Source organism: Plantactinospora sp. WMMB334 (genome assembly GCF_049179095.1).
Classification (GTDB): Bacteria; Actinomycetota; Actinomycetes; order Mycobacteriales; family Micromonosporaceae; genus Plantactinospora.
This window is the reverse complement of sequence record NZ_JBMHME010000002.1, coordinates 8,020,713-8,034,376: the sequence shown is the minus strand read 5'-3', so window position 1 is coordinate 8,034,376 and position 13,664 is coordinate 8,020,713. Positions and strand designations below refer to the sequence as shown.

Below are 13,664 nucleotides of genomic sequence, written 5' to 3'. Positions count from 1 at the left end.
CCATGGACGCGAACCTGAAAATCGGCTGGCAGTCGATCGACGGGTCTTGTCGTACACCGCTTCTAACCTCCTGGTCATGGTCGATCCGTTGGCCGCCGAGGCGCGTCGGCTGCGCACCGTTGAGCTGCTGCCCGCCGGGGAGATCCGGCGGCGCCTCGGCATCGGTAAGGACCGGCTGGCCGCGTTGTTGCGGGATGTTCCCCCGCCGGAGTGGACGAAACGGCCCAACGCAAAGGACGAGCTGCGGGGCCGCGCCGTCGAGCTGCGCGGGACCGGGCGGTCGGTGCCGGAGATCGCCGCCGAGCTGGGGGTGGCGAAGTCGACCGCGTACCGCTGGGTGGGGCACCTGTCGCTCGGCCGGGACCCGGAGACCGAGGCCGAGCGCCGTCGCGAGCACTCCCGCCGGATGACCGATGCCCTCTGGGCCCCGCACCGGAAGGCGCGGGACGCCGCCCGGGCAGAGACGATCGAGAAGGTGGCCGCCTGGGTCAGGACGCTCCGCTACCGCGAGCTGATTCTGGTCGGGGCGGCGATCTACTGGTGCGAGGGCGCGAAAGCGAAGCCGTGGCGTCCGAACGACTGCCGGGTCAAGTTCGTCAACAGCGATCCCGGCCTGGTCCTGCTCTTCCTGCGCTTCGTCGAGGCGCTGGGGGTGTCGCGGTCGGCCCTCCGCTTCCAGCTCAGCATTCACGAGACGGCCGACGCCACGGCTGCGGGCCGGTGGTGGGCCGACCTGGTGGGCGTGCCGGCAGAGACGTTCCGGAAGCCGTCGCTCAAGCGGCACCGGCCCGCGACGAACCGCCAAAACGTCGGTGACGGCTACCGGGGCTGCCTGGTCGTCGAGGTTCCCGGAGCCAGCCGGCTGTACTGGAAGATCGAAGGGATCATGCGGGGGATGACGGATGAGGATCTGGGAGCGGGGCGGTAGGGTGTAGATGCTCTCCGACCGGTGGGGACTTCGTCCCTTTTAGCCCATCCCGGGTCGTCTAATGGCAGGACGTCAGGTTTTGGTCCTGATTGTAGGGGTTCGAATCCTCTCCCGGGAGCTTCGCCCATGGCCGTAGGTGCCTGGTTAGCATGAGGCCGCATACTGCCGGCCGTTCTGACGGGAGCATTCTCGTGTCTCAGCCCCGCCTCCGTACCGTCGTCGTTCTTGCCGCCGGTGAGGGCAAGCGGATGAAGTCGGCGCTCCCCAAGGTGCTCCACCCGATCCTCGGCCGCACCCTGCTGGGCCACGTCCTCGCGGCGGCCGAGCCGGTGGCGGCGGACCGCACGCTGGTGGTGGTCGGCCACGGTGCCGACCAGGTCACCGCGCACCTCGGCGAGGTCGCCGGCCACGCCGAGCCGGTGCTCCAGGCGGAGCAGCACGGCACCGGGCACGCGGTCCGGATCGCCCTGGAGAGCGCGCCGGACGCCACCGGCACCGTCGTGGTGCTCAACGGCGACGTGCCGCTGCTGCGTGCGGGGACCGTGACCGAGCTGGTCGCCGCGCACGAGGCGGCCGGCGCGGCGGCGACGGTGCTCGCCGCCGAGGTGGCCGACCCGACCGGCCTGGGCCGGATCGTCCGGGGTGCCGACGGCGGGCTGGAGCAGATCGTCGAGGAGCGCGACACCACCCCGGCCCAGCGGGCGATCCGGGAGATCAACGCCGGGATCTACGCCTTCGACGCGGGGCTGCTGCGGGACGCGCTGGGTAAGCTCTCCACCGACAACGACCAGGGCGAGGAATACCTCACCGACGTGTTCGGCCAGTTCGCCGCGACCGGCGAGACGGTGGCGGTGCACGTGGCGGCGGACGCCACCGAGACGCTGGGCTGCAACGACCGGGTCGAGCTGGCGGCGCTGCGCCGGCTGCTGCGGGACCGCGTCAACGAGGGCTGGATGCGGACCGGGGTGACCATCCTGGATCCGGCGACGACCTGGATCGACGTCACGGTCACCCTGGGCCGGGACGCGGTCGTCGACCAGAACACCCAGCTCTGCGGGGCGACCGCTGTCGGCCCGGCGGCCATGGTCGGCCCGGACACCACCCTGATCGACACCACCGTCGGGGCCGGCGCCACGGTGCTGCGCACGCACGCGGTCGGTGCGAACGTCGGCCCAGGGGCGAGTGTCGGGCCGTACGCGTACCTGCGGCCGGAGGCGACGCTGCGGGAGAAGGCGAAGGTGGGCACCTTCGTCGAGGTGAAGAAGTCGGAAATCGGCGAGGGCGCGAAGGTGCCCCACCTGACGTACGTCGGTGACGCCACGATCGGGGCGCGGGCCAACATCGGCGCCGGGACGCTCTTCGTCAACTACGACGGGGTGCGCAAGAGCCACACCACGGTCGGTGAGGCGGCGTTCGTCGGCTGCGACACGAGCCTGGTCGCCCCGGTGGAGGTGGGCGCCGGGGCGTACGTCGCGGCGGGCAGCGCGATCACCAGGGACGTTCCGCCGGGGGCGCTCGGGGTGACCCGGGCACAGCAGCGGAACGTGGAGGGCTGGGTGCTGCGCCGCCGGGCCGGCACGAGGTCGGCGGCAGCCGCCGAACGGGCCGGAGTGACCGATGGTGCGGCAGCGGCAGGGGCGGCGGAGCGTGCCGGACGGGAGACGCCGGGCGCAAGCGAAGGTGAGGCAATCCACCGGGGGTCCGTAGCGGGTGAAGGTCGTCCGGCCTCGGGAGATACTGCAACCGAATAGTCTCTGGCCCAACGCCGGATGACCCACCGACAAACGGGAGCAGACGAGCCGATGGGCAGCATCGTCGCCGAAAATCGCAAGAGCCTGATGCTCTTCTCCGGACGGGGATTCCCGGAGTTGGCAACGGAGATCGGTGAGGTGCTCGGGGTGGCGCCGACACCGTCGGACGCGTACGAGTTCGCCAACGGCGAGATCTTCGTACGCTTCAAGGAGTCGGTGCGTGGTTCGGACGCCTTCGTGGTGCAGTCCGTCACGCACGGTGTGAACAAGTGGGTCATGGAGACCCTGATCATGGTCGACGCGTTGAAGCGCGGCTCGGCCAAGCGGATCACCGTGGTGCTGCCGTTCTATCCGTACTCCCGGCAGGACAAGAAGCACCGCGGCCGGGAGCCGATCTCGGCCCGGCTGGTGGCGGACCTGCTCCGCACGGCCGGCGCCAACCGGATCCTCACCGTCGACCTGCACACCGCGCAGATCCAGGGCTTCTTCGACGGGCCGGTCGACCACCTCTTCGCGATGGACATCCTGGCCGAGTACGTCCAGCGCAAGTACGCCGGCCGCCCGATGACGGTGGTCGCGCCGGACTCGGGCCGGGTACGCGTCGCCGAGCGCTGGACCGACCGGCTCGGCGGCTGCCCGCTGGCCTTCATCCACAAGACCCGGGATCCCTCCAAGCCCAACCAGGTGGTGGCGAACCGGGTGGTCGGGGACGTCGAGGGACGGGTCTGCCTGATCGTCGACGACATGATCGACACGGGCGGCACCATCTGCAAGGCGGCCGAGATCCTGCACGAGGCGAACGCCGCGGACGTGCTGGTGGCCTCGACCCACGCCCTGCTCTCCGACCCGGCGACGGAACGGCTGAAGAACAGCCGGATCAGCGAGGTGGTGGTGACCAACACCCTGCCGCTGCCGCCGGAGAAGCAGCTCGACAAGCTCACCGTGCTCTCCATCGCGCCGCTGCTGGCCCGGGCGATCCGCGAGGTCTTCGACGACGGATCGGTGACCACCCTCTTCGGCGGACTGAGCTGACGGTTCCATGCCTCGTCCGTGGGGTGGGGCCGGTGGTCCGCAGGTGGAATTGGCGGATCGCGAATGGCGCCCTCCGGGCAGGCGGGGACCGGCGCAAACCCGTATCGGGGCTCGGGTAGACTGGTGCGGTTGCCACGGCGAGGGTGCCCTGCGGGCCGCTGAAAGCAAGCGCCGCACGGATGCACCGTCATCGACGCGGTGCTCCGGGCAGTGGCCACGCAGAAGAGGCCCCCACCGAGCCCCTCGCCCTAGCACCGCCAACCGCCAGCCGACGTAGCGCCGCAGTGATGACCGTATCAGGAGTCTTCCCGTGTCCGAGGTAAAGATCAGCGCCGAGCCCCGCACCGAGTTCGGCAAGGGTGGTGCCCGTCGTACCCGTCGGGCCGGCAAGGTACCCGCCGTGCTGTACGGCCACGGCGAAAAGCCCAAGCACATCGCGCTACCCGCGCGTGAGTTCGCCGCCGCCATCCGGCACGGCGGCGCCAACCAGTTGTTCGCGATCGAGATCAGTGACGGCACGCAGGCGCTCGCGCTGCCGAAGGCCATCCAGCGTGACCCGATCAAGGACACGCTGGAGCACATCGACCTGCTGCTGGTCCGGCGGGGCGAGAAGGTCACCGTCGACGTGCCGGTGCACCTGACCGGCGAGCCGGCCCGGGACACCCTGGTCGTGCACGAGCAGAACACCCTCTCGGTGACCGCCGACGCCACCCGGCTGCCGGAGGGCTTCGAGGTGTCGATCGAAGGGCTCGAGGTCGGCGCCCAGGTGACCGCCGCGGACGTCCGACTGCCGCAGGGTGTGGAGCTGGCCGGCGACCCGGAGCAGCTCCTCGCGCTCATCAGCCAGGCGCCGACCGCGGAGCAGATGGCCGCCGAGGAGCCGACCGAGGAGGCGGAGGAGGAAGCCGGCGCCGAGGGCCCCGGTGCCGAGGCCGCCGAGGCACAGGGCGAGAACGAGGGCGCCCCGGCGCAGGCTGCCGCGCAGGCCTGAGCGGCGGCGACGAGCATCGTCTGACAGGCGCCCCCGGAGGTCGGGGGCGCCTGTTTCCGTACTGGTGGCAGGCTGGCTGCCGGGCAGCGGTGGTGGCGGCGGGTTTGGGAGCGGAAGCGGAACTGGGGGAGCGACGTGGCGGAGGAGCATGGTCCGTGGCTGCTGGTCGGGCTCGGTAACCCCGGCCGGGAGTACGCCAGGCACCGGCACAACGTCGGTTTTCTGATCGCCGACCTGCTCGCCGAGCGGATCGGCGCCAGGTTCGGCCGGCACCGCCGGGCGGTCGCCGAGGTCGCCGAGGGGCGGCTCGGACTCGGTGGCCCGAAGCTGGTGCTGGCCAAGCCGATGACCTACATGAATCTCTCGGGTGGCCCGGTGACGGCGCTGGCCCAGTTCTACAAGGTGCCGGTCGAGCAGGTGGTCGCGGTGCACGACGAGCTGGACCTCCCGTACGGACAGCTCCGGTGCAAGCGGGGCGGCGGCGAGGGCGGCCACAACGGGCTGCGCTCGATGTCGAAGTCGCTGGGGACGAAGGACTATCTGCGGGTGCGGTTCGGGATCGGGCGGCCACCGGGCCGGCAGGATCCGGCCGACTTCGTACTCTCGGATTTTTCGACCGTGGAGCGCAAGGAGCTCGAGTTCCTGGTGGACCGGGCGGCCGACGTGGCGGAGGCGGTCGTGACCCGTGGCCTGGAGTGGGCGCAGAACGCGTACCACGGAAGCTGAGCGGCGACGGACGGACCGGGACCGGTGCGGGCGGGGTCCGGGTCGCGCGGTCCGGCGGCGGGGACGCACGGTGGTGGCGAATCGCCCGGCACGGTGTGGCGGGGGCCGGTCGTCCGGCCCGCCGCGTCCCGACCGGTAGTCTTTTCGCCTCGGGTGAGGAGGCTGAGTGGAATGATCTCATTTCTGGCGACCGGCGACAGGTCGGCGACCGGTGGCTTTCGGGCGACCGGCGGCGCCGGCTTTCCGGGGGTGCGCTGATGGCCGCGCCACCGGTGATCGACGGTGAGTTCGCCCGCTGGCTGGCCGGTCGGGCCGGCCAGGCACTGCTGGAGCTGCGCGCCGAGATGGGGCATTCGGACCCCGGGGCGCTGAAGGCGGCCGGCGACAAGGTCTCGCACGAACTCATCCGCACGGAGCTGGCCCGGTGGCGCCCGGCCGACGCGGTGCTCTCGGAGGAGGACGAGGGTGCCCGGCTCGCCTGGGCCGCCGGAGCCGAGCCGGAGGTGGCGCCGCGGCTCACCGCCGAGCGGGTCTGGATCGTGGACCCGCTGGACGGCACCCGGGAGTTCTCCGAGGAGGGCCGGACGGACTGGGCGGTGCACGTGGCGCTCTGGGCCCGCCGGGCCGGCACCCCGCACGGGCTGGCCGCCGGTGCGGTCGCGCTCCCGGCCCAGCACCGGGTGGTGGCCACGGACCAGCCGCCGGCCTATCCGCCGATGGCGCTGGCGGCGGCGACCGACGGGAGCGGTGGCAGCGGCGGAACCGGCGGGAGCGGCGGAACCGGGGCGGACGGCGAGGACGGCATCGGCCGGCGGATTCGGCTGGCCGCGAGCCGGAGCAGGCCGCCGGTCTTCCTCACCGACCTGGCCGCCGAGCTCGGCGCCGAGCTGGTGCCGATGGGCTCGGCCGGGGCGAAGATCGCGGCCGTGATCGGCGGCGAGGTCGACGGGTACGTGCACGCGGGCGGTCAGTACGAGTGGGACTCGGCCGCCCCGGTCGCTGTGGCGACGGCCACCGGGCTTTTCGCTTCCCGGATCGACGGATCCACGCTGAAATACAACCAGGCCGATCCCCGGTTGCCGGATCTCGTGGTGTGCCGGAAGGATCTCGCCCCCCGGTTGCTGGCAGCGCTGCAACGCCATCTCCGGGTACCCTAGGCGAGGCCTGGAGACTTAACCGACCGGAAGGGTCTGGAATCCCATGGGCGAGCAGCACCAGCGGACGGTGACGGCATGAGTCAGCCGGCGACCTACCGGGTGTCGCATCTCGACGAGCTGGAAGCCGAGAGCATCTTCGTGTTCCGCGAGGTGGTGGCCGAGCTGGAACGGCCGGTGCTGCTCTTCTCCGGTGGCAAGGACTCGATCGTGATGCTGCGGTTGGCCGAGAAGGCGTTCGCGCCGGCCCGCATCCCGTTCCCGGTGATGCACGTCGACACCGGGCACAACTTCCCCGAGGTGCTGGACTACCGCGATCAGCGGGTGGCGGGGATGGGGCTGCAACTGGTGGTCGCCAGCGTGCCGGAGGCACTGGAGTCGGGGCTGGTGCAGGAGCCGGCCGACGGCATGCGCAACCGGATCCAGACGCCTGTGTTGTTGGAGGCGGTGGAGAAGTACCGGTTCGACGCGTTGTTCGGCGGGGCGCGGCGGGACGAGGAGAAGGCGCGGGCGAAGGAGCGGGTGTTCAGTTTCCGGGACGAGTTCGGGCAGTGGGATCCGAAGAACCAGCGTCCGGAGCTGTGGTCGCTCTACAACGGCCGGCACCACGCCGGGGAGTCGATCCGGGTGTTCCCGTTGTCGAACTGGACCGAGCTGGACGTGTGGCACTACATCGCCCGGGAGCGGATCGAGCTGCCGTCGATCTACTACGCCCACGACCGGGAAGTGATCGAGCGGGACGGCATGCTCTACGCGGTCAACGAGTTCATCCGGCCGAGAAACGGTGAGACGCCGTTCGTGGAGCGGGTGCGGTACCGCACGGTCGGAGACGCCTCGTGTACGGCGGCGGTGCGCTCGGCGGCGGACTCGGTGGAGCTGGTGATCGAGGAGGTCGCGGCGACCCGGGTGACGGAGCGGGGTGCCACCCGGGGTGACGACCGGGTCAGTGAGGCGGCGATGGAGGATCGTAAGCGGGAGGGGTACTTCTGATGACGGCCTCGGTGGTGCCGGTGGAGTCCCGGGCGATGGATCTGCTGCGGTTCGCCACGGCCGGCAGTGTCGACGACGGCAAGTCGACGCTGATCGGCCGGTTGTTGTACGACACGAAGTCGTTGTTCACCGATCAGCTGGCGGCGGTGGAGGCGGTCAGCGCGGCCCGGGGTGACGAATACACGAACCTGGCGCTGCTCACCGACGGGTTGCGGGCCGAGCGGGAGCAGGGCATCACGATCGACGTGGCGTACCGGTACTTCGCGACGCCGCGCCGGAAGTTCATCATCGCGGACACGCCGGGGCACATCCAGTACACCAGGAATATGGTGACCGGTGCGTCGACGGCGGATCTGGCGTTGATCCTGGTGGATGCGCGTAAGGGGCTGGTCGAGCAGTCCCGCCGGCACGCGTTCCTGACCTCCCTGCTGCGGGTGCCGCACCTGGTGCTCTGCGTCAACAAGATGGATCTGGTCGACTGGTCGCAGGAGGTGTTCGAGCGGATCGCTGACGAGTTCACCGCGTTCGCGGCGAAGCTCGAGGCGCCGGACCTGACGGTGGTGCCGATCTCGGCCCTGCAGGGTGACAACATCGCGGCCCGGTCGGAGAAGATGCCGTGGTACGAGGGGCCGTCGCTGCTGCACCACCTCGAGCACGTGCACATCGCCTCGGACCGGAATCTGGTGGATGTGCGGTTCCCGGTGCAGTACGTGATCCGGCCGCAGTCGACCACGGTGACGGACTACCGGGGGTACGCCGGGCAGGTGGCGTCGGGGGTGTTGAAGCCGGGCGACGAGGTGATGGTGCTGCCGTCGGGGTTCACCAGCCGGATCGCCGCGATCGAGACCGCGGACGGGCCGGTCGAGCAGGCGTTCCCGCCGATGTCGGTGACCGTGCGGCTGGCCGACGAGATCGACATCTCCCGCGGGGATCTGATCTGCCGGCCACACAACGCGCCGACCGTGGCTCAGGACATCGAGGCGATGCTCTGCTGGATGGACGAGACCCGACCGCTGCGGGTCGGCGGCAAATACACGGTCAAGCACACCACCCGGACGGCGCGGACGGTGGTCCGGGGGCTGCAGTACCGGCTCGACGTCAACACCCTGCACCGGGACGAGGCCGCCGCCGAGCTGAAGCTCAACGAGATCGGCCGGGTACGGCTGCGGACCACCGTGCCGCTGCTCGCCGACGAGTACCGCCGTAACCGCACCACCGGCGGCTTCATCCTGATCGACGAGGCCACCAACCGCACCGTCGCCGCCGGAATGATCGTCGAGACCGGCTGACGGGCCCGCCGTACGGCACCGGGCCGGGAGGAGTTGGCGGCGAGGGCGAGGGGAGCCGGATTCAGGGACATCTGTTGATCACTAGGATGTCCCGGTGCTCAACGGAACACGATCCCTGTCAGTCCTTATAGGACTGGCCACTGTCCTCTGTCCCTTCACGACCTTGCCGGCCCTCGCCGACGAGCCCGAACCCGAGCCCGCCGCCGAGCCACCCCGCGTCGAGCTGGTGCTCGACGTCAGCGGCTCGATGCGGGCCGCCGACATCGGCGGCCGGAGCCGGATCTCGGTTGCCCAGCAGGCGTTCAACGAGGTGGTCGACGCGCTGCCGGAGAACACGCTGCTCGGCATCCGGGTGCTCGGCGCGACATACAAGGGCAAGGACGAGAAGGTGGCCTGCCGGGACACCCAGCAGCTCGTCCCCGTGGGGCCGGTGGACCGGGCGGCCGCCAAGGAGGCGATCGCCACGCTGCGGCCCACCGGGCACACGCCGATCGGTCTCGCGCTGCGCCGGGCCGCCGAGGACCTCGGCACCGACGGCGGCAACCGGCGGATCGTGCTGATCACCGACGGTGAGGACACCTGCGCCCCGCCGGACCCCTGCGACGTGGCCCGGGAGCTGGCGGCCCAGGGGACCAGGCTGGTGGTCGACACCCTCGGACTCGCCCCCGACGAGAAGGTCCGCCGCCAGTTGCTCTGCATCGCGGGTGCGACCGGCGGGACGTACGCCGCCGCCCAGACGCCCGAGCAACTCACCGCCCGGATCAAGCAACTGGTGCGGCGGGCCGAGGACCTGAACGCTCCCGCACCGACCCCGGTCGGCGGCGCCCGGGAATGCGCCGGTGCGCCACTGCTCGGCCCCGGCGTCTACACCGACCGGCAGAAGCCCTCCGAGCACCGGTGGTACCGGGTGCCGGTCGCCGCCGGCCAGGAGCTGCGGGCGGCGGTCAGCGTCGCGCCGGACCGCCCGGTCCACCCCGACTACGGGGTGCTGCTGCGGGCCACCGCCGTCGACGGGCGGGAACTCGTCCGGGGTACGGACGCGGGCAGCGGGCGCACCGACGTGCTCTCCGCAGGACTGCGCTGGTCGGCGGGCGAACCGGAGTCGTCGTCGGACGATCCGGAGGTGTCGTCGGGCGATCCGGAGGTGTCGTCGGGCGGATCGGAGGCGTCGCCGAGCGCCGCGGCCGGTGACGACGGGCGGCCCACCGAGGTCTGCCTGGTGATCAGCAACTCGTTCGCCCCGGTCGATCGGCAGGACGGGCAGCCGGGCATGCCGTTCGAGCTGGTCGTGGACGTGGTGGACGCCTCGGACCCGCCCGCCGCGCCGGGGCTCGGCCGGGGCTGGCTGCTGCTGGGCGTGCTGACCGTGGCCGGTCTGCTCACCGGCGTACTGGCGGGCTGGTTGACCCGGTGGTGGATCGCGACCTGGAGGACGAACTGATGCGTACCCGGATTCGACCCGCCGTCGCGGCGGCCCTGGCGCTGCCGGCCGTCCTGGCCGGAGTGTTGTACCCGGGCGCCGCGCTGGCCGCGCCCACCCCGTCGCCCGGAGCCGCCGCGCTGGACCGGGCCGGCACGTCGTTCCTCACCGCCGTGCCGGTCACCGCCGGCCAGCCGGTACGCCTCGACGCCTCCACCGGTGACTACCTCTACTGGTCGTTCCCGGGTGCGGCCGGCGACGTGACGGAGATCGCGGCGACGCTCCGCTTCCCGGCCGGTGCGGCACGGTCCGGCCCGTCGACCTGGAGCATCGAGGTGTTCGACGGGCTGCGGCGCCGGCAGGCGTGCACAGCGGGAGCGCAGACGCCGACGGCCGCCCGGGACGCCACCGAGGTACGCCTCGGCTGCGTGCTGCGCCGGGTACGGTCCTGGGCGGAGCCGTGGTCCGGCGACCCGCTCCCCGGGACGTACTACGCCAAGCTGTCGGTCGTCGAGCTGCCGGAGGCGGACCTCGGTCTGCCGGTCGAGGTCGACCTGCTGATCGGCACCACGGACGGTGGGTCGAGCGCCGACGACGGCGAGCTGCGGGCACCGCTGGCCCCGCCGGACCGACCCGGCGCGGTGCTGACCTCGACGGACGGGTCCGGCGCGGCACCCGGCCAGGCGGCGGCCGACGACGATACGGGGATCTTCGACTGGGTGCCCGCGTTGTCCATGCGGTGGCTGTGGACGTCGGTCGGTGGGGTGCTGGCGGCGGTGGCCGGAGTATTCGGCTTCTCGCTGACCTGGCGCCGCCGCTGACCTGGCGCCGCTGACCTGGGGCTGTCGCTGACCTGGGGCTTTCGCTGAGCGGCCCGGGGCCCCTACCCGGTGGGAAGGGGCCCCGGGCCGTTGCCGCCGTAACGTACCCCCGGTGCTCGGTCGAAAAGCTCGCCCGCCGGGCCGGCCACCGAACGCCACCCGCCGATAACCTGAGCGCGCGGGTTGTCGCGGGTTGACTACGCTGGGATGCCTGCCGCCGACCCGTGCGAACCCGGGCGCCGCGGCGCGGATGTGACGGCGACGCAGACGTGACACCGGCGCGGACGGAACAGGAGGCGTGCACCGATGCAGGACGGACGGTGGACGACGATAACGCCGTCGCAGTTCGACCACGAGCGGGCCGCGTTGGAGCACATCCGCCGGCTTCTGCCGGACGCCGAGCCGTACCGTGCCTGGTCGAACTTCACCTTCACCGCCGACACCGGCCACGTCTACGAGATCGACCTGCTGGTGGCCACCCGGGCCGGCCTCTATCTGATCGAGATCAAGAGCCTGCACGGCCGGCTGACCAACAGCGGTCCGAACTGGATCGCCGACAACGACCGATCGGTCCGCACCTTCGACAACCCGCTGCATCTGGCCGACCTCAAGGCCAAGCGACTCCGCTCGCTGCTGGAACGGCAGGCGGCGAAGCAGCGACTCAAGGTGCGGGTGCCGTTCATCCAGGGCGCGGTCTTCCTCTCCGCGCCGGATCTCCAGGTCCGGCTCGACGAGCATCAACTGCACTGGGTGTACGGGCCGGAGCCGCACCCGGGCCAGCCGGCCGGAGCGCTGCCGGGGATCTGGTCCGAGCTGCTCGGCGCGCTGCCCCGCGACGAGCGCCGGCAGGTGACGCCGGAGGTGTCGAGGGCGCTGCCCAAGCTGCTCAGGGAGGTGGGCATCGCGCGGAGCCGCCGCCACGAGCAGGTCGGCTCGTGGCAGCTCGAAGCCAAGCCGTTCGACGTCGGCCCGACCTGGCAGGACCACCTGGCGCAGCACGCCCAGTTCGCGCACGAGCACCGCCGGATCCGGATCTACCTCCTGGAGCGCAACTCCGCCAGGGCGGAGCGGGCCAGCATCGAGCAGGCCGCCCGTCGCGAGATGATCGCCCTGCACGGGATCAGCCATCCGGCGATCGTGCAGGTCGACACGATGGAGCCGCACGAGGGCGGCCCGGCGCTGATCTTCCGGCACGATCCCCGGGCGGTCCGGCTGGACCACTTCATGGTCCAGTACGGCGAGCGCCTCGACGTCGGCACCCGGATCGGGATGGTCCGGCAACTCGTCGAGGCGATCGGCTACGCGCACGGCCGCCGGCTCTACCACCGCAGCCTCTCCGCCCGGGGCGTACTGGTCACGCCGGGACAGCGGCAGCGCGGGGAGCCGGAGGAGGCGGCCTGGCTGCGCCCGCAGCTCCAGATCAGCGACTGGCAGGCGGCGACCCGCGGGCCCGACTCGGTCGGCGGCAGCGCGGACGCGCTGCGCATCTCACCGTCGTCGCGACTCGGCCCGCACCTGGAACGCTCCGCCGAGGCGTACCTGGCGCCGGAGTTGAGCGCGCCGGCACCGGACCCGGTGGCGCTGGACGTCTTCGGCCTCGGCACCCTTGCCTACCTCCTGCTCTCCGGCCAGCCGCCGGCCGCGAGCAGGGCCGAACTGCTGGCCAGGCTCGCCAGGGAGGACGGCCTCCGCCCGTCGTCGTCGGTCGACTCGGTCTCGAAGTTCATGGACGAGCTGGTGCAGGCGGCGACCGCCCCGATACCGGCGCGCCGGCTCGCCACCGTTGCCGAGCTGCTGGAGATGCTCCAACTGGTCGAGGAGGAGTTCACCGCACCGCCGGCCGTCGCCGAGGAAAAGATCGACGCCCTCGAGGCGAAGATCGGCGACACGGTCCTCGACTGGCAGATCAGGAAGAAGCTCGGCACCGGCTCGACCTCCCGGGCCTTCCTGGCCCAGAACACCCGGACCGGCGCCCTGGAGGTGCTGAAGGTCGCGCTCTCCGACGAGAAGGCGGCCCGGCTGACCCACGAGGCGCAGGTGCTGCGCGGGCTGCACAAGGACTCCCGGGTGATCCGGCTCGCCCGCGAGGGAGCCGATCGAGGTACCGCCGCGCTGGATGATCGTGCTGGAGCACGCGGGTGAGACGACGCTCGCCCGCAAGCTCCGCGAGGACGGCCGGCTCACCGTCGACGAGCTGGAGACGTACTCCGACTACCTCTTCGGCGCGGTCGACCACCTCCAGGGCGAGGGGGTATTCCACCGGGACATCAAGCCGGACAACATCGCGATCAGGATCCGGCCGAACCGGACCCGTCAGCTCGTTCTCTTCGACTTCTCGCTGGCCGCGCTGCCGGTCGACGAGATCGAGGCGGGCACGCCCCGCTATCTCGACCCGTTCCTCGGCACCACCAGCCGGCCGGTCTACGACGAGCAGGCCGAGCGGTACGCCGTCGCGGTCACCCTGCACGAGATGGCCTCCGGCGAGATCCCGGTCTGGGGCGACGACCTCACCAACCCGCTGCACACCGAGGGGCCGCCGGTGCTGGCGGTCGAGGCGTTCGA

General features: G+C 71.7%; 11 protein-coding genes, 1 tRNA gene and 1 pseudogene. All 13 read left to right on the top strand.

Features of this window, described 5'->3' with window-relative positions; genetic code table 11:
• Positions 1-76: 76 nt before the first annotated feature.
• Entirely contained in the window at positions 77-928 is an 852-nt protein-coding gene (locus tag ACN27G_RS34985) for a helix-turn-helix domain-containing protein (RefSeq protein WP_421496900.1), read from the top strand.
• A 47-nt stretch (positions 929-975) separates the two neighbouring features.
• Positions 976-1,046 (top strand) — tRNA-Gln (locus ACN27G_RS34980).
• A gap of 73 nt (positions 1,047-1,119) precedes the next feature.
• Positions 1,120-2,679 (top strand): bifunctional UDP-N-acetylglucosamine diphosphorylase/glucosamine-1-phosphate N-acetyltransferase GlmU, encoded by a 1,560-nt coding sequence (gene glmU, locus ACN27G_RS34975; RefSeq protein ID WP_421496899.1) that lies wholly within the window; start codon positions 1,120-1,122, stop codon positions 2,677-2,679.
• Positions 2,680-2,730: 51 nt separating this feature from the next.
• Positions 2,731-3,711 (top strand): ribose-phosphate diphosphokinase, encoded by a 981-nt coding sequence (locus tag ACN27G_RS34970; protein ID WP_421496898.1) that lies wholly within the window; start codon positions 2,731-2,733, stop codon positions 3,709-3,711.
• 310 nt (positions 3,712-4,021) lie between these two features.
• On the top strand, positions 4,022-4,702 hold the full coding sequence (locus tag ACN27G_RS34965) for a 50S ribosomal protein L25/general stress protein Ctc (RefSeq protein ID WP_421496897.1): 681 nt from the start codon (positions 4,022-4,024) through the stop codon (positions 4,700-4,702).
• Positions 4,703-4,837: 135 nt separating this feature from the next.
• Positions 4,838-5,428, top strand: a complete 591-nt coding sequence (gene pth / locus ACN27G_RS34960) for an aminoacyl-tRNA hydrolase (RefSeq protein WP_421496896.1) — start codon at positions 4,838-4,840, stop codon at positions 5,426-5,428.
• 257 nt (positions 5,429-5,685) lie between these two features.
• Complete coding sequence (locus ACN27G_RS34955) at positions 5,686-6,585, top strand: inositol monophosphatase family protein (protein ID WP_421496895.1); 900 nt, start codon at positions 5,686-5,688, stop codon at positions 6,583-6,585.
• 75 nt (positions 6,586-6,660) lie between these two features.
• Positions 6,661-7,572, top strand: a complete 912-nt coding sequence (cysD, locus tag ACN27G_RS34950) for a sulfate adenylyltransferase subunit CysD (protein ID WP_421496894.1) — start codon at positions 6,661-6,663, stop codon at positions 7,570-7,572.
• Complete coding sequence (gene cysN, locus ACN27G_RS34945; protein WP_421496893.1) at positions 7,572-8,861, top strand: sulfate adenylyltransferase subunit CysN; 1,290 nt, start codon at positions 7,572-7,574, stop codon at positions 8,859-8,861. The genes cysD and cysN overlap by 1 nt, the downstream gene beginning before the upstream one ends.
• A 94-nt stretch (positions 8,862-8,955) precedes the next feature.
• Positions 8,956-10,302 (top strand): VWA domain-containing protein, encoded by a 1,347-nt coding sequence (locus tag ACN27G_RS34940; RefSeq protein ID WP_421496892.1) that lies wholly within the window; start codon positions 8,956-8,958, stop codon positions 10,300-10,302.
• Positions 10,302-11,102, top strand: a complete 801-nt coding sequence (locus tag ACN27G_RS34935; protein ID WP_421496891.1) for a peptidase — start codon at positions 10,302-10,304, stop codon at positions 11,100-11,102. The genes ACN27G_RS34940 and ACN27G_RS34935 overlap by 1 nt, the downstream gene beginning before the upstream one ends.
• A gap of 306 nt (positions 11,103-11,408) precedes the next feature.
• Complete coding sequence (locus ACN27G_RS34930; protein ID WP_421496890.1) at positions 11,409-13,244, top strand: NERD domain-containing protein; 1,836 nt, start codon at positions 11,409-11,411, stop codon at positions 13,242-13,244.
• Positions 13,219-13,554, top strand: a pseudogene (locus tag ACN27G_RS34925) (protein kinase domain-containing protein); the annotation flags it as partial. The gene ACN27G_RS34930 and the pseudogene ACN27G_RS34925, both read left to right, overlap by 26 nt.
• Between the last annotated feature and the right edge of the window lie 110 nt (positions 13,555-13,664).